This window comes from Pseudomonas sp. 2957 (genome assembly GCF_031456345.1).
In the GTDB taxonomy this organism is placed as follows: domain Bacteria; phylum Pseudomonadota; class Gammaproteobacteria; order Pseudomonadales; family Pseudomonadaceae; genus Aquipseudomonas; species Aquipseudomonas siliginis.
The window spans coordinates 627,837-643,454 of sequence record NZ_JAVDUL010000003.1 but is presented as its reverse complement, the minus strand read 5'-3'; the positions used below and the strand labels follow the sequence as shown (position 1 = coordinate 643,454).

Sequence of the window (15,618 nt, the reverse complement as noted above, 5' to 3'; positions counted from 1 at the left end):
GACCGCTCAATCGTCAGAAGTTTTATGTTTGTATTCGCATAGATCTTCGATGCGGCAGCTGCCGCAGCGCGGTTTACGCGCCAGGCAAACATAACGACCGTGCAAAATCAGCCAGTGATGAGAGTCGAGCAGGAATTCTTTCGGTACAAACTTCATCAACTTCATTTCTACTTCCACCACATTTTTCCCCGGCGCGATGCCGGTGCGATTGCTGACGCGAAAAATGTGCGTGTCGACCGCCATGGTCAATTGGCGGAAAGCGGTGTTGAGCACCACGTTGGCGGTCTTGCGCCCGACGCCCGGCAAGGCTTCCAGTTCTTCCCGGGTTTGCGGGACTTCACCGCCATGACGCTCAACCAGCAAACGGCAGGTTTCAATGACGTTTTTCGCCTTGCTGTTGTAGAGGCCAATGGTCTTGATGTACTCGGACAGCCCCTCGACACCCAGCGCATGAATCGCGGCGGGTGTATTGGCGACGGGAAAGAGTTTGGCAGTCGCCTTGTTGACGCCGACATCGGTGGACTGCGCCGAAAGAATCACCGCAATCAGCAGCTCGAACGGCGAAGAGTAGGCCAGTTCGGTTTTCGGCTCGGGATTGTCTTCGTGCAGTCGGCGAAATATCTCAAGACGTTTTGCAGCATTCATGGGCGATGCGTTTCCTTGATGACAGAATTGCGGCGTGTCCACGCCTGACGGGCGGCGAGAAGCAGGCCCAGTAAAACCAAAGCGCCGGGAACCAGCGTAATCAGACGCAGCCCTTCGGGGAACAAAACCAGACCTGGCCAATGCCCCGAAAGGCCTCGGCCAAGGCTGCCATAACCGATAATCTCGCGCAGCCCGCCGACTACCAGCATGAGCGAGCCGAACATTGCGCAGCGTTTGAAGCTGACAGCGACGGGCTCGCGGAAGGCACCGTGGTATTCAAACACGACGCAGTGCAAGGCGATCAGCCCTATGTAGAGCTCAGACGTCTGCTGCCATGGCAAAAACCAGCGTTGCGCCACAATATCCGCGCAACTGGTCAACGTCGCGGCGATTATCAGGCTGGCGAGCAATGCACGGGTGCCCGTGAGGCGCTCGCGCAGCGGCGACATGCAGACGGCAAATACACCGAGTACCGCGCTGAGCATCAAGGTTATCCCCAGTGCAGCGCTGAATGTTGGTGTGGCGCCCAGTAGGGGCACCAGCATCAATAAATTCACCGTGCGCTTCATGGGCCAGTCCCCAAGAGCAGCGCCCGATGCTCATCGAAATAACGCAGTGCGTCATGAATTGCGTCAATGGCGGCACGGGAGGTAATGGTCGCGCCAGCGATCTGATCGAACTCCCCCTGATCCTTTTTCAGCGCCCAGCCGGCGTCTGTGGGCTCAGTACGGGATTTGCCGATGAAGGCCTGAAGCCAGGCATTCGGCCATGCACCGATGTGACCACCCAATCCTGGCGTTTCGCGCTGCTCAAGGGTTTTCACGCCTAAAAGTTTGCCATTAGCATCAATGGCAATCAGCAGTTCCAGAGTACCTGCGTAACCTTCGCTGCGACTGCGCAACAGCACCGCGACTGTCTGACCGGAGCGGGTCGCTCGATAGCCGCCCGACAGCGTGCTATGGCGCAAAGCAGGCTCGGCGAGCGTCAGCGGTTGCTCCAGCGGCTGATTGTCGTAGAGCGCGGCAGGCATGACATCAAGCAATTTGCGGCTGTCGAGCAAGCGCTGCTCGCTGGCAATCTGCGGTGCACTGCTGCGCTGCAACACGTATGTCGCACTCATGCCAACGAGTGCCAGCAGCACCACCGTCGCGACACTCGCTGAGCGGTTCACGCGTTCACCTTCGACTGGCGGCTGAGGGCGAAGCGTTCGAGTGCCGGCACCAGAAGATTCATCAGCAATACCGCAAACGCGACGCCGTCCGGGTAACCACCCCACGTGCGAATCAGATAAGTTAGCAGGCCGACGCCAACACCGAACAGCAGGCGGGCAAGGGCGCTTTTCGCGCCGGACACCGGCTCGGTCACAATAAAAAATGCACCGAGCATGGTCGCGCCGCTGAGCAGGTGAAACAGCGGCGAACCATGGGAATCCGACCCCGAGCCGTTCCAGCACAACAGGCTGATGACGAACAGACTGGCGAGCATCCCCAGCGGTGCGTGCCAGGAAAAGATCCGCCGCTGCAACAGCCACAGGCCGCCGAGCAGAAACGCCAGATTCACCCATTCCACACCGCGCCCGCCGAAACGGCCGAAGGCCGGGTTGCTGGCGAACAGCTCCTGCATGGTCAGGCTTTTATTGATGCGCAGACTGTCCAGTGCCGTGGCTTGCACCCAAGCGTCCGGCGCCTGCGCTGGACTGAAAACCTGTTGCAGCGCCGCAAGAGAATCCAGGCCATGAGCGGGCCAATGGGTCATCGCTTGCGGGAACAGCACCATGCTCAGGACAAAGCCAAGCATCGCCGGGTTGAACGGGTTTTTGCCGACGCCGCCATACAGATGTTTGCCGAACAACAGACCTGAAGCGGTCGCAATGACCGTCAGCCACCAAGGGCAATAAGCCGGCAGCGCGGCGGTCAGCAACATCGCACTGACCAGCGCGCTGCCATCAAGCATTGCCGCTTGCACCGCTTGCACCGCTTGCCGACGCAGACAGGCGACGCCCGCTTCGACGAGCAAAGCACTGACAACCGCCAGGGAAAGGTTGATCAACACGCCCCAGCCATACAGCCAGAATAAAGCGAGCAGACCCGGCACAGCTGCCAGCAGCACGGTGTTCATCGCCTGTTGCAGGCGATCGTCCACTGGCTCAAGGGGCGGCATGGTCTTGCACCCGGCGCTCGGCGTCACTCACGGCTTGCTCCAGTGCTGCGATCTGCTCCGGCGCAGCCTCCGCTGCCTGAGCCTTTTTCAACTCGGCGCGGCGCATGGCCAACTGGATCTTGGCTCGCTTCAGTTCGGCGTCGTTGGTAGTTGCGGGAACGGCGGGAATTGCCGGTTGGCTGCTTTCCAGGTTCGCCAGCGCTTGCTCGGCGGCTTCGAATTGTTGCTGCAGGACGATCAATTGCGACTGCTGCTCGAACGTCGGCGGGTGACCGAAGGCTTTCAGCGATTTGTGCAGTTGCGCTCGACTCATCGCCACATCGACCTTGGCCTTCTTCAGCGCCGCATCAGCGTTCGCGGCTTTTTGTGCACGCACCCGCTCCAGCGCAGCCTGCACCGGGTCGGCGGTCGATACTTGCGGTTGTGCCGCACGCGCGGCTCGCGCTTCACGTTCAACCTGCTTTTGCTGTTCTTCATGCAGCAAGCGCTGGTTGCGTCGCTCGAAACGCTGGCGCGCATGGTCACGCTTTTCAGCGCGGGCGCGCTGTTCTTCGAGATCGAATGCGAGACCGCCAACCACTGGTATCGTGTTCGCAGGCAAAGGATGCATTTCGATGCAGTCGACAGGGCACGGCGCAACGCACAGATCACAACCGGTGCACTCGTCGATCAGCACCGTGTGCATGAGTTTTGCCGCGCCGACGATGGCGTCGACCGGGCAGGCCTGAATGCATTTGGTGCAGCCGATGCATTCGGCCTCGCGGATGAAGGCGATTTGCGGCGGTGCCGGGCCACGGCTGATGTCCAGTTCCAGGACCGGTATTTTCAACAGCTCGGCCAGGGCGGCGATAGTCTCCTCGCCGCCCGGCGGGCACTTGTTGATCGGCTCACCGTCAACAATGCCTTGCGCATAGGGTTTGCATCCGGGATGGCCGCACTTGCCGCATTGGGTCTGCGGCAGCAGGGCATCGATGCGTTGAATCAGACTCATGTTTTGATCAATCCACTGAATCCGAGAAAAATCACTGCGACCAGTCCGGCGCTGATCAGATCGATCGGCAGGCCGCGAAAGGGCAGGGGAATATCGTTGTCGACCGTGCGCTCGCGCAGGTCGCAGAACACACTCAGCACCAGCCAGAAACCCAGCCCTGCACCCAGACTCAAAGCTGTCGCGTGCAGCAGGCCATGATCGTTTTGCGCATTGATCAAGGCCAGCCCGAATACCCCGGCATTGCCCAGCAGCAGCGGCCACAATCCAGCGAACGGCCAATCGGGCAGGCCGCGCGCCAGCAGTTTCAGCAGCGGCGCGATCAACAACACACTCAATGGCAGAAACACGAACAGGCGCAGCGCTTCAAGCTGCAACGGCACCAATATCCACTGCCAGATCGCCTGACCGATAACGCCGACCACCACCATCAGGCACAACGTCGCCAACCCCAGCGCATGGACCTGGCGTCGGCTGCCCGCCAGCAGCGGAGCGACGCCCAGCGGCCAGTGCAACACGAAGTTGTTGAGCAGCGCAGCACTGATCAGCGTTAACACGAGTTCGGTCATGGTTCTGCCAGCGAAACGGGCGGGTGTCTCTTAAGGGTAGGCACTATCGGGCCAGATATGAAAAATCCCACCGGCATGCAGAGCACGTCGGTGGGATCGTTTTGCGGCAACGTCTTACTTGATGCGCTGACCCGGCTTGGCGCCGCTGTCCGGGCTCAGCAGGTAAATCTCTTCACCACCAGGGCCCGCCGCCATCACCATGCCTTCGGAAATACCGAACTTCATTTTCCGTGGCTTGAGGTTGGCGATCATCATGGTCAGGCGACCGTCGAGCTTGGACGGGTCCGGGTAGGCGCTCTTGATCCCGGAGAACACGTTGCGTTGCTCGTCACCGATGTCGAGGGTCAGGCGCAGCAGCTTGTCGGCGCCTTCGACGTGTTCGGCCTTGACGATCAAAGCGACGCGCAAATCGATGGCGGCAAAGGCGTCGAAATCGATTTCCGGCGACAGCGGATCCTTGGCCAGTTCGCCGTTGCCCGCAGGCTTGGCTTCGCCAGTGTCGGTCTGGCTGGCGGTCAGGTCTTCTTTCGATGCGTCGGTCATGGCTTGCACTTTTACCGGGTCGATGCGGGTCATCAACGGCTTGAATTCGTTGAGCTGGTGATTAGCCAGCAGGGTGGTGTGGTCATTCCAGGTCAGCGGCGCGACGTTGAGGAACGCCTCGGCATCTGCGGCCAGCAGCGGCAGTACCGGTTTGAGGAAGATCACCAACTGGCGGAAAAGGTTGATGCCGGTGGCGCAGATCGCCTGGACTTCATCCTGCTTGCCTTCCTGCTTGTTCAGCGACCACGGCGCCTTGTCGGCGATCCACGCATTGGCACGGTCAGCCAGGGCCATGGTTTCTCGCATGGCGCGGGCGAAGTCGCGGGCCTCGTAGGCGTCGGCAATGCTCGGCGCGGCGGCGAGGAAAGCCTCGGTCAGCTCCGGCGCGGCATTGTTGCCGACCAGCAGGCCGCCGTTGCCCTTGTGGATAAACCCGGCGCAACGGCTGGCGATGTTGACCACTTTGCCGACCAGGTCGGAGTTGACCTTCTGCACGAAGTCTTCGAGGTTCAGGTCGAGGTCGTCGACTCCACGGCCAAGCTTGGCCGCGTAGTAGTAGCGCAGGTATTCCGGCGACAGATGATCCAGATAAGTGCGGGCCTTGATGAAGGTGCCGCGCGACTTGGACATTTTCTGGCCGTTGACGGTCAGGTAGCCGTGCACGTTGATGCCGGTCGGCTTGCGGTAGCCGGCGCCTTCGAGCATGGCTGGCCAGAACAGCGCGTGGAAATTGACGATGTCCTTGCCGATGAAATGATACAGTTCGGCGGTCGAGTCCTTGCCCCAGAACGCGTCGAAGTCCAGCTCCGGCGTACGGTTGCAGAGGTTCTTGAAGCTGGCCATGTAACCGATCGGCGCATCCAGCCAGACGTAGAAATACTTGCCCGGCTCGCCCGGGATCTCGAAGCCGAAGTACGGCGCATCGCGCGAGATGTCCCACTGCTGCAGGCCGGCATCCAGCCATTCGGCGATCTTGTTGGCCACGGCGTCCTGCAGGGTGCCGCTGCGGGTCCAGGCCTGAAGCATTTCCTGGAAATCCGGCAGCTTGAAGAAGAAGTGCTGGGAATCCTTGAGCACCGGGGTGGCGCCGGAGATGGCCGACTTCGGATCCTTCAGATCGGTCGGCGCGTAGGTCGCACCGCATTTTTCGCAGTTGTCACCGTACTGGTCTTCAGTGCCGCATTTCGGGCAGGTGCCCTTGATGAAGCGGTCGGCCAGGAACATTTTCTTTTCCGGGTCGAAATACTGGGTGATCGAGCGCTGGGCGATGTGCCCGGCGTCACGCAGCTTGAGGTAGATCTGGCTCGACAGCTCACGGTTTTCTTCGGCGTGAGTGGAGTGAAAATTGTCGAAATCGACAAGGAAGTCGGCAAAGTCGGCGCTGTGTTCAGCCTGCACGTTGGCGATCAGTTGTTCCGGGGTGATGCCTTCCTTTTCCGCGCGCAGCATGATCGCCGAACCGTGGGCGTCGTCGGCGCAGACATAAATGCATTGGTTGCCGCGATGCTTCTGGAAGCGCACCCACATATCGGTCTGGATGTATTCCAGCATGTGGCCAAGGTGAATCGAACCATTGGCGTAGGGCAGGGCGCTGGTGACGAGGATCTTGCGTGGCTCGGACATGGGGCTTCGCTACTTGATGAAACGGAGGTCGGCCACTATAAAGCGCCGGCGCATATTTTTCACCCCTGCGCCACTGGGTACTTTGAGAGCTCTTGTGGCGAGGGGATTTATCCCCGCTGGGTGGCGAAGCCGCCCCAAAACCGCAAACTTCGATGTATCAGATAGTCCGAGTGCAATGGCTTTACGACTGCTGCGCAGCCGAACGGGGATAAATCCCCTCACCACGGTGGCTTTTCAGCGCAAGTAATCTGTTCGCCTCAAATCGGTGTCCAGCGTACGATAGCCGCCATTCTTTCCAGTCTTGTTATCGGAGTTGCCCATGAGCGCCGTCACTCGCGCAGCGGTGGAAGCCGTCCTCAGCCAATACACCGACCCTTACCTCAACCAGGACCCGGTCAGCGCCGGTTGCGTGAAAAACATCGAGATCATCGGTGACCGCGTCAATGTGCAGCTGGAAATCGGCTACGCCGCCGGACTGTTCAAGAGCGGTTGGGCGCAATTGCTGCAACTGGCCATCGAAAACCTCGACGGCGTGGTCATCGCCCGTGTCGAGGTCACCAGCGTGATCGCCGCGCACAAGGCCCAGGCTCAGATTCCGGGGCTGGCCAACGTCAAGAACGTCGTCGCCGTCGCTTCCGGCAAGGGCGGCGTGGGCAAATCCACCACCGCTGCCAATCTCGCGCTGGCGCTGGCCCGGGAAGGTGCCAAGGTCGGCATCCTCGACGCCGATATCTACGGCCCGAGCCAAGGCATCATGTTCGGCATTCCCGAGCGCACCCGTCCTGAGGTCAAGGATCAGAAGTGGTTCGTGCCGCTCAAGGCCCACGGCGTGGAAGTCATGTCGATGGCCTTCCTGACCGACGACAACACGCCGATGGTCTGGCGCGGGCCGATGGTTTCCGGGGCGCTGCTGCAACTGGTTACGCAAACCGCGTGGGGCGATCTGGATTATCTGGTCATCGACATGCCACCAGGCACCGGCGACATTCAACTGACTCTGGCGCAGAAAGTCCCGGTGGCCGGTGCGGTGATCGTCACCACGCCGCAGGATCTGGCGCTGCTTGACGCGCGCAAAGGCGTGGAAATGTTCCGCAAGGTCAACATTCCGGTGCTGGGCGTGGTGGAAAACATGGCCGTGCACATCTGCTCGAACTGCGGGCATGCCGAGCATCTGTTCGGTGAAGGGGGTGGCGAGAAACTGGCGACCCAGTACGGCGTCGAATTGCTGGCCTCGCTGCCGCTGTCGATGCTGATCCGCGAACAGGCCGATGGCGGCAAGCCAACCGTAATCGCCGAGCCGGACAGCCAGATCGCCATGGTCTATCAGGAACTGGCCCGCCACGTCGGCGCGCGCATTGTCTTGCAGGAAGCGGCCACGCCGGCGATGCCGAATATCACCATCAGCGACGATTGATCCATCGGCAGCGCTGAAAAACCTGTGGGAGCGAGCCTGCTCGCGAAAGCGGTGTGTCATCCAACTCATCAGTTGCCTGATACGACGCCTTCGCGAGCAGGCTCGCTCCCACATTGGCTTGTGTAATGGGACTTAGATACGCAACCCGCCATCCATCTCCAGAATCCGCCCGGTGTAGTAGTCGTTCTCGAAGATATACGCCGCCGAATGGGCGATCTCCTCAGGCTTGCCCATGCGCTTGAGCGGAATGCCCGACGTCATCTTCTCCAGCGCTTCCGGCTTCATGCCCAAAGTCATTTCGGTTTCGATGAAGCCCGGTGCGATGCCCGCCACGCGAATGCCGTAACGCGCCAGCTCCTTCGCCCAGGTCACGGTCGCCGCTGCGACGCCGGCCTTGGCTGCGGAATAGTTGGTCTGGCCGACATTGCCTGCGCGGGAGATCGACGAAATATTGATGATCGCGCCGCTGTTCTTCAGCTCGACCATCTTCGCTGCGACTTCACGGGTGCAGAGAAACACGCCGGTCAGGTTGACGTCGATCACCGCCTGCCACTGCGCCAGGCTCATCTTGGTCATCTCGCCGTCCTTGACCTTCAACAGCAGACCATCGCGCAGAATCCCGGCGTTGTTGATCAGGCCGTGGATGGCGCCGAAGTCTGCGGCCACTTGCGCGACCATGTGCTCGACCTGTTCTTCATTGGCGACGTTGCACAGGTAGCTGCGCGCTTCGACACCTTTGGCTTTGCAGGCGGCCACGGCGTCGTCGAGTTTTTCCTGATTCAGATCGACCAAGGCCAGCTTCGCGCCCTTGCCGGCGAAATACTCGGCCATGGAACGGCCCAAACCCTGGCAACCGCCGGTGATAATGATTACTTTGTCGTTGAGTTGCATTCGCATGTCCCGCTGGCAGGTCTGAGTTGTTTTTGTTGTCGGCAACGCTCGATCGGCACCGGTCAGGCCTGGTTGCACACGAACATTTGCCCGATGCGCGCCGGTTACTTTTCGCTGCGCGCCTGTCCGTTTTCTAGACGGAACCCATTTAAGGAGTCACAAATTGAGCGCTGAAGTGGCGAAGAATGCCCGAGAATTGCTTCTCAAGGAATACCGTGGAGTGCTGTCGACCCACTCCAAATCGATGCCGGGTTTTCCCTTTGGCTCGGTTGTGCCGTATTGCCTGGACGAGCAGGGTCGGCCGCTGATCCTGATCAGCCGCATCGCCCAGCACACGCATAACCTGCAGAAAGATCCGAAGTGTTCGATGCTGGTGGGCGAGCGCGAGGCCGACGATGTGCAGGCGGTCGGGCGGCTGACTTATCTGGCCGAAGCGCAGAAGCTCGCAGAACCGGCAGCGATTGAGGCTGCCGCCGAACGCTACTACCGCTATTTCCCCGACTCGCAGAATTATCACCAGGCCCACGACTTCGACTTCTGGGTGCTCGATCCGGTGCGCCATCGCTACATCGGCGGCTTTGGTGCGATCCACTGGATCGACGATCTGACCTTGGCCAACCCGTTCGCCGGCAAGGCTGAAATCAGCATGGTCGAGCACATGAACAGCGATCATGCCAAGGCCATCGCCCATTACGTCGAGCTGGCCGGGCTGCCGAACAGTGTGCCGGCGCAACTGGCCGGCATCGACAGCGAGGGCATGCACCTGCGCATCGGTCAGGCCGTCTACTGGTTGCCCTTCGCGGCGCCATGTAATACGCCGACACAAGTGCGCGAGGCCTTGGTTTCTCTGGCTCACGCCCAGTCCTGGCCGAAAAAAGCGCAAAGTTAAGCTTGAATTCACGCAAGGGCGACGTCATCTAGGGCTTACTGCAAGGCATTTCTTGCGTTGAGGAAACTTTGATGCGCCCTTTTCTGTTGCTCTTTCTGCTGTTTCCAGTGCTGGAGCTGTTCGTATTCGTCAAAGTGGCAGGCTCTATCGGGTTCTTCCCGGCCCTGCTGCTGATCATTCTCGGCTCGATGTTCGGTGTGTTCGTGCTGCGCGTCGCCGGTCTGGCCACCGCATTGCGTGCCCGGGAAAGCCTGAATCGCGGCGAGTTGCCCGCGCAGACCATGCTCGAAGGCCTGATGCTGGCACTGGCCGGTGGCCTGTTGATCATTCCCGGCTTCATCAGTGACGTCGTCGGTCTGGTGATGCTGTTGCCGGTCACCCGTCGTCTGCTGGCGAACAAGATGCGCCAGCGCGCCGAAGATCAGGCCATGCGTCAGCGCGCCTTCGCCGACGACCTGCAACCCCGCGGCGGCCCGGCCCCGCGCGAGCCGCTCGGTCGAGAGCCGAATGTGATCGAAGGCGAGTTCGAACACCGCGACAACAAGTGATATCAGCATCGACACGGCACCCTCGGGTGCCGTGCTCGTTTATGGCGCTTTTTTACTGGGTGGCGATGAAAATTTTTTTCCGCCAGCCCTTGTAATCGGCTTGTACGCCCCTATGTATCGGTCACCGAAAGGTTTCCGGTATTCAAACCGGACAGACTTGCGCGGTTCGCTCGACGGACCGCAACCGGCGCAGGCCGGATTCGTTAAACCCGCCGGGACTACACCGGCCGATGAAAACCACAATTAGGAGAGATCGACAATGAAGCTTCGTCCTCTGCATGACCGCGTCGTCATCCGTCGCAGCGAAGAAGAAAAGAAAACCGCTGGCGGTATCGTCCTGCCAGGTTCGGCTGCTGAAAAAGCCAACCACGGTGTGATTCTCGCTGTAGGCCCGGGCAAAGCTCTGGAAAACGGTGAAGTGCGTGCACTGTCCGTGAAGGAAGGCGACAAGGTTGTGTTCGGTCCTTACTCCGGCAGCAATACTGTGAAAGTCGATGGCGAAGACCTGCTGGTAATGAGCGAGAACGAAATTCTCGCGGTTATCGAAGGCTGATACTCCCGTTCATTTTCCCGTTACTACAAAGTATTTAAGGAATATCGATCATGGCTGCTAAAGAAGTTAAGTTCGGCGATGCCGCCCGCACCAAGATGCTCAAAGGCGTCAACGTTCTGGCTGACGCGGTAAAAGCGACCCTGGGCCCGAAAGGCCGTAACGTGGTTATCGAGAAGAGCTTCGGCGCTCCGACCATCACCAAGGACGGCGTTTCCGTTGCCAAAGAAATCGAACTGGATGACCGCTTCGAAAACATGGGCGCGCAGCTGGTCAAAGACGTTGCCTCCCGTGCCAACGATGACGCTGGTGACGGTACTACCACCGCTACCGTTCTGGCTCAGTCGATCGTCAACGAAGGCCTGAAAGCCGTCGCTGCCGGCATGAACCCGATGGACCTCAAGCGCGGCATCGACAAGGCGACCATCGCCATTGTCAAAGAACTCAAAGCCCTGTCCAAGCCATGCGCTGACTTCAAAGCCATCGCTCAGGTAGGCACCATCTCGGCCAACTCCGACAACTCCATCGGCGACATCATTGCCGAAGCCATGGAAAAAGTCGGTAAAGAAGGCGTGATCACCGTTGAAGAAGGCTCGGGCCTGGAAAACGAACTGTCGGTTGTAGAAGGCATGCAGTTCGACCGTGGCTACCTGTCGCCATACTTCGTCAACAAGCCGGACACCATGGTTGCCGAGCTCGACGGCCCGCTGATCCTGCTGGTCGACAAGAAGATCTCGAACATCCGCGAAATGCTGCCAGTGCTGGAAGCCGTTGCCAAAGCCGGCCGTCCGCTGCTGATCGTGGCCGAAGACGTTGAAGGCGAAGCCCTGGCGACTCTGGTTGTGAACAACATGCGTGGCATCGTCAAAGTCGCTGCCGTCAAGGCACCGGGCTTCGGCGACCGTCGCAAGGCCATGCTGCAGGACATCGCTGTTCTGACCGGCGGTACCGTTATCTCCGAAGAGATCGGTCTGAGCCTGGAAAGCACCACCCTGGAGCACCTGGGTAACGCCAAGCGCGTAACCCTGTCCAAGGAAAACACCATCATCGTTGACGGTGCTGGCGTGCAGGCAGACATCGAAGGCCGTATCGCCCAGATCCGCGCCCAGGTTGCCGAAACATCCTCGGACTACGACCGTGAAAAACTGCAAGAGCGTCTGGCCAAGCTGTCCGGCGGCGTTGCAGTGATCAAGGTTGGCGCTGGTTCCGAAGTTGAAATGAAAGAGAAGAAAGCCCGCGTTGAAGACGCCCTGCACGCAACCCGCGCAGCCGTTGAAGAAGGCGTGGTACCTGGCGGTGGCGTGGCGCTGATCCGTGCTCTGGAAGCACTGACCGAGCTGACCGGCGACAACGCTGACCAGAACGTCGGTATCGCTGTGCTGCGTCGCGCTGTTGAAGCGCCGCTGCGTCAGATCGCTGCCAACTCCGGTGACGAGCCAAGCGTAGTCGTCAACGAAGTGAAGAACGGCAAAGGTAACTTCGGTTACAACGCTGCTTCCGGCGAATACGGCGACATGATCGAAATGGGCATCCTGGACCCAACCAAGGTAACCCGTTCGGCTCTGCAAGCTGCAGCCTCGATCGGCGGTCTGATCCTGACCACCGAAGCAGCGGTTGCCGACGCACCGAAGAAAGAAGGTGCAGCTGGCGGCGGTATGCCAGACATGGGCGGCATGGGTGGCATGGGCGGCATGATGTAAGCCAGCCCTGGCCCTGTAATGCAAAACCCCGCTGGCGAAAGTCAGCGGGGTTTTTTATTACCCGGATTTCGAAGCTCACTGGTAGCCCCTGTGGGAGCGAGCCTGCTCGCGAAAGCGGTCTGTCATCCGACATGCAATCCAGTTGAGCCGACAATTCGCGAGCAGGCTCGCTCCCACAGGTGCTTTATTTCAGGCATTGATCGGCTGTGTGTTCATCGCCGTCGAAGTCTTGCCAGCCGGGCGATACAGCACCCAGTAATAAGCCCCCAGGCAAATCAGCCAGCAGAAAATCGCCGTCCACACGTTGTGCGAGAAGAAGTGCGCGCCCTGCATCATGCGGCTGATCGAGAACACCGAGCCCAGTGCAAAGGCGAACACAAACGCCTGCCGCGCCAGTCGCGGGCGGCGGTCGCGCAGCACGAAGAACAGTGCAAACAGGGTGAACCCGGTCGCCGCATGGCCACCCGGCCAGCAACGTCCCGGCTTGTCCGTGGCGGGGCGATGTTCCATGAGTTTGCTGTAGGTCTCGTGGCCGCCGAATTGCTCCAGGCTCCATGGGCACTGCACAGCGGTGACGGCTTTGACCGGAGTGACAAATGAAGTCGCCAGCCCCAGCGACAGCACCAGGCAGCCCAGTTCGCGCTTGAACGGTTTCAGCCTCGAAATAAAAAACGCGCCGATGAAACCCAGAATGGCAAACACCGAGAAGCCGATCACCAGCTGTTTTGCCCGGTCATGCAGGATGTCTTCAAGCACATAGCTGTGCCGCCCGATGAAATCCCCCGCGACCGGGTCGTAGAACATTTGCGCCAGAACCATGTCCAGATCGGTCAGTTCGAGCAACAGCAGAATGATCGCCGCCGCTGCGGGAATGCCCAGACACAACCACCAGTTCAGCGGTCTTGAAGCGGGAAGGGCAGAGGTCGACACCATGGCAGGTTCCTTGGTCGATGAACGGAGGAGAGAGCGTAATCGCGCGGAGTCTGCGCGCGCTGGCGTCGGCGATTTGTTAACCGAAAGTGAAAAAAACGTCGCAGCGCGCAGCGCAGGTTTATCAAAAAACGCCCCTAGCCCTGAGCCACACTTGGCCGTAAGCTGCGCGGGCCAAGACGGCCGTTACCACGTTCGGAGGAGATGTCCATGCGAATTCTGCTGGTCGAAGACAACCGTGACATCCTGGCCAATCTGGCCGATTACCTGGGCATGAAAGGCTATACCGTCGATTGCGCCCAGGATGGTCTGTCCGGTCTGCATCTGGCGGCGACCGAGCATTACGATCTGATCGTGCTCGACATCATGCTGCCCGGCATCGACGGCTACACCTTGTGCAAACGCCTGCGCGAAGACGCCCGGCGTGACACGCCGGTGATCATGCTGACCGCCCGTGATCAACTCGACGACCGTCTGCAGGGCTTCAAGTCCGGCGCCGACGATTACCTGATCAAACCGTTCGCCCTGTCCGAGCTGGCCGCCCGCGTCGAAGCGGTCATGCGCCGTGCTCAGGGCGGCGGTCGCCGGGCGTTGCAGGTCGGTGACCTGAGCTACGACCTCGACACCCTGGAAGTGACCCGCGAAGGCAAGCTGCTCAAACTCAACCCGGTGGGTCTCAAGCTGCTCGCGGTGTTGATGCAGAAGAGCCCGCACGTGCTGCGTCGGGAGATTCTCGAAGAAGCGCTTTGGGGCGATGACTGCCCGGACAGCGACAGCCTGCGCAGCCATGTTCACCAATTGCGCCAGGTGATCGACAAGCCATTCGCCAAGCCACTGCTGCACACCGTGCACGGTGTCGGTTATCGCTTGGCCGAGGGGCGAGATGGAGTTTAAGCAGAGTCTTTCCCAGCGGATCATCATCGCCTTTGCGCTGATGAGCGCACTGGTCGCCGGCGCTTTCGCCATGGGCATCGTTGCGACGGTGCACCTGGTGGAAGAGAAACTGATTTCGGCGGGATTGGGCGGCGACCTGCAACGTTTGCTGCTGATGGACAATGTCTCCGACTGGAGCCATCGGCCCGAGCCGGATCAGTTGTTCTACTTCAGTGGCGGGCCGGGTGATTTCGACCTGCCCAAGGATCTGCGTCACCTCGATGCCGGTTTCCATGAGGTCTTTCGCGAGCAGCTGTCCTATCACGCCATGGTCGAAGTGGTGGATGGTCGGCGTTATGTCTTGCTTCAGGACCAGAGCGATTTCGAAGAGCGCGAGCGCGTGCTGTTTGCGGTGGTCCTGGTGGGCTTCGTGCTCAGCCTGGCCTTGGCGGTATTTCTCGGCTGGGTGCTCGCGCGCAAGGTGATGGCGCCGGTGGTGCGCCTGGCGCGGCAGGTCCGGCATCGCGACCAGCTGCTCGGGCTGGCGCCACCCTTGGCGCCGGACTACGCGGCGGATGAAGTCGGTGAACTGGCGGTGGCGTTCGATGCCACCCTGGGGCGCTTGCGTCAGGCACTGACCCGCGAACGTCTGTTCACCAGCGACGTCAGCCATGAATTGCGCACGCCGCTGATGGTCCTGGCCAGTTCCTGCGAACTGCTGCTGGAAAACCCCGGAATCGATCAGCGCGGTCGCGCCCAGGTCGAGCGCATTGCCCGGGCCAGCGAGGAGATGCGCGAACTGGTACAGACCTTCCTGATGCTGGCGCGCACGCAGAACGAAGAGGCCGCAGCGGCGCCCCAGCAGAACCTCACACAAGTGGCCGAGAGCCTGCTGTGCCTGTGGCGTGAGCCGATCGAGCGCAAGGGGCTGACACTGATATTCGAGCCGGGCACACCAGCGGATACTCGCTACAACGCGACCTTGCTGAACGCGGTGATGGGTAACCTTCTGCGTAACGCACTGCATTACACCGAACAGGGTTTCATTCGCCTGACGCTCACCGCCAACGGTTTCGTCGTTGAGGATTCGGGCGTGGGCATTCCCGAGGAAAAACGCGAGGCGATGTTCGAGCCCTTTGTGCGCGGCAGCGAGAAGCGTGGCGAAGGGCTGGGCCTGGGTTTGTCGCTGGTGCAGCGTATCTGCGAAAACCAGGGCTGGACGGTCAGCTTGAGCACGATGGACCCCAATGGCTGCCGATTCGAGGTAGATCTTGGCGTGAATGCCGGCAAATAGT

Annotated in this window: 16 protein-coding genes; 7 read left to right on the top strand and 9 right to left on the bottom strand. The window is 60.3% G+C overall.

What is annotated here, in order from left to right; translation table 11 throughout:
• Positions 1-6 precede the first annotated feature (6 nt).
• The 7 genes from nth to metG all read right to left on the bottom strand — a co-directional run bounded on the left by nth (position 7) and on the right by metG (position 6,528).
• Positions 7-645 carry an endonuclease III gene (gene nth, locus J2Y39_RS13335; RefSeq protein ID WP_016773410.1) on the bottom strand — a complete coding sequence of 213 codons (639 nt, stop codon included), beginning with the start codon at positions 643-645 and terminating at the stop codon, positions 7-9.
• Positions 642-1,214: an Rnf-Nqr domain containing protein gene (locus J2Y39_RS13330; protein ID WP_252868207.1), complete on the bottom strand. Its 573-nt coding sequence runs from the start codon at positions 1,212-1,214 to the stop codon at positions 642-644. Before J2Y39_RS13330 ends, nth begins: the two co-directional genes overlap by 4 nt.
• Positions 1,211-1,816: an RnfABCDGE type electron transport complex subunit G gene (locus tag J2Y39_RS13325; RefSeq protein WP_252868206.1), complete on the bottom strand. Its 606-nt coding sequence runs from the start codon at positions 1,814-1,816 to the stop codon at positions 1,211-1,213. The genes J2Y39_RS13330 and J2Y39_RS13325 overlap by 4 nt, the downstream gene beginning before the upstream one ends.
• Complete coding sequence (locus tag J2Y39_RS13320; RefSeq protein WP_310218124.1) at positions 1,813-2,805, bottom strand: RnfABCDGE type electron transport complex subunit D; 993 nt, start codon at positions 2,803-2,805, stop codon at positions 1,813-1,815. The genes J2Y39_RS13325 and J2Y39_RS13320 overlap by 4 nt, the downstream gene beginning before the upstream one ends.
• The gene (gene rsxB, locus J2Y39_RS13315) at positions 2,792-3,796 is read right to left on the bottom strand and encodes an electron transport complex subunit RsxB (RefSeq protein ID WP_310218122.1); all 1,005 of its coding nucleotides are present in this window, start codon (positions 3,794-3,796) and stop codon (positions 2,792-2,794) included. Before rsxB ends, J2Y39_RS13320 begins: the two co-directional genes overlap by 14 nt.
• A complete protein-coding gene (locus J2Y39_RS13310; protein ID WP_310218119.1) occupies positions 3,793-4,362 on the bottom strand; it encodes an Rnf-Nqr domain containing protein in 570 nt (189 codons plus the stop codon). The genes rsxB and J2Y39_RS13310 overlap by 4 nt, the downstream gene beginning before the upstream one ends.
• 114 nt (positions 4,363-4,476) lie before the next feature.
• Positions 4,477-6,528 carry a methionine--tRNA ligase gene (gene metG, locus J2Y39_RS13305; protein ID WP_310218117.1) on the bottom strand — a complete coding sequence of 684 codons (2,052 nt, stop codon included), beginning with the start codon at positions 6,526-6,528 and terminating at the stop codon, positions 4,477-4,479.
• 319 nt (positions 6,529-6,847) lie between these two features.
• Here metG and apbC point away from each other — a divergent pair, with 319 nt between their 5' ends.
• Positions 6,848-7,942 carry an iron-sulfur cluster carrier protein ApbC gene (gene apbC / locus J2Y39_RS13300; RefSeq protein ID WP_024014150.1) on the top strand — a complete coding sequence of 365 codons (1,095 nt, stop codon included), beginning with the start codon at positions 6,848-6,850 and terminating at the stop codon, positions 7,940-7,942.
• 132 nt (positions 7,943-8,074) lie between these two features.
• On the opposite strand, the gene J2Y39_RS13295 is transcribed toward apbC, so the two are convergent.
• Entirely contained in the window at positions 8,075-8,833 is a 759-nt protein-coding gene (locus tag J2Y39_RS13295) for an SDR family oxidoreductase (protein WP_053123391.1), read from the bottom strand.
• A 163-nt stretch (positions 8,834-8,996) separates the two neighbouring features.
• Between J2Y39_RS13295 and J2Y39_RS13290 the strand changes: the two genes are divergently transcribed.
• From J2Y39_RS13290 to groL, 4 genes are all read left to right on the top strand, one after another.
• A complete protein-coding gene (locus J2Y39_RS13290) occupies positions 8,997-9,722 on the top strand; it encodes a HugZ family protein (protein ID WP_122880719.1) in 726 nt (241 codons plus the stop codon).
• A gap of 71 nt (positions 9,723-9,793) precedes the next feature.
• Complete coding sequence (locus tag J2Y39_RS13285; protein WP_016773418.1) at positions 9,794-10,270, top strand: FxsA family protein; 477 nt, start codon at positions 9,794-9,796, stop codon at positions 10,268-10,270.
• A 259-nt stretch (positions 10,271-10,529) separates the two neighbouring features.
• Entirely contained in the window at positions 10,530-10,823 is a 294-nt protein-coding gene (locus J2Y39_RS13280; protein ID WP_007916610.1) for a co-chaperone GroES, read from the top strand.
• 50 nt (positions 10,824-10,873) lie between these two features.
• Positions 10,874-12,520 carry a chaperonin GroEL gene (groL, locus tag J2Y39_RS13275; RefSeq protein WP_016773419.1) on the top strand — a complete coding sequence of 549 codons (1,647 nt, stop codon included), beginning with the start codon at positions 10,874-10,876 and terminating at the stop codon, positions 12,518-12,520.
• 189 nt (positions 12,521-12,709) lie between these two features.
• On the opposite strand, the gene J2Y39_RS13270 is transcribed toward groL, so the two are convergent.
• Positions 12,710-13,453, bottom strand: coding sequence for a phosphatase PAP2 family protein (locus J2Y39_RS13270; RefSeq protein ID WP_236168285.1), 744 nt, complete (start codon positions 13,451-13,453; stop codon positions 12,710-12,712).
• 207 nt (positions 13,454-13,660) lie between these two features.
• On the opposite strand from J2Y39_RS13270, the gene colR reads away from it, so the two are divergent.
• Positions 13,661-14,344 carry a two-component system response regulator ColR gene (gene colR, locus J2Y39_RS13265; RefSeq protein ID WP_016773421.1) on the top strand — a complete coding sequence of 228 codons (684 nt, stop codon included), beginning with the start codon at positions 13,661-13,663 and terminating at the stop codon, positions 14,342-14,344.
• Complete coding sequence (locus J2Y39_RS13260) at positions 14,334-15,617, top strand: HAMP domain-containing sensor histidine kinase (RefSeq protein WP_186567578.1); 1,284 nt, start codon at positions 14,334-14,336, stop codon at positions 15,615-15,617. Before colR ends, J2Y39_RS13260 begins: the two co-directional genes overlap by 11 nt.
• The last annotated feature ends 1 nt before the right edge of the window (position 15,618 follow it).